Annotated in this window: 1 pseudogene; it reads left to right on the forward strand. The window is 44.7% G+C overall.

Annotation, left to right across the window (positions count from 1 at the left end):
- Positions 1-506 (forward strand): annotated as a pseudogene (locus R7Z49_RS27905) (arylsulfatase); the annotation flags it as partial.

Below are 506 nucleotides of genomic sequence, written 5' to 3' on the forward strand. Positions count from 1 at the left end.
GGCCTGGTCACATCAAAGCTGGCGAAACCTTTAATGGCATGATGTCTCTTGAAGACTTCTTCCCAACATTGGTTGCAGCAGCAGGTGACACTAGAGTTAAAGACGAGCTACTGAAAGGTAAGAAAGTTGGCAAGATGAACTACAAAGTTCACCTAGATGGTTACAACCAATTGCCATACATCACAGGTAAGTCAGACAAGTCTGCTCGTAACGAATTCGTTTACTGGAGTGATGACGGTGACTTGGTTGCACTACGTTACGGTAAGTACAAATACCACTTCATGATCCAAGAAAATGAAACGGGTATGGATGTATGGCGTAAACCATTCACTAAACTTCGTGTTCCATTGATCTTCGATTTGAGCATCGACCCATTCGAACGTGGTGACCAAGGTATGGGTTACTCTCGTTGGATGTACGAGCGCTCATTCCTAATGATGCCAGCGGTAGAGAAAGTGAAAGAGGTAATGGGTACGTTTAAAGAGTTCCCACCTCGCATGGAAGCA

The organism is Vibrio sp. 1562 (genome assembly GCF_033340155.1).
GTDB lineage: Bacteria > Pseudomonadota > Gammaproteobacteria > Enterobacterales > Vibrionaceae > Vibrio > Vibrio alginolyticus.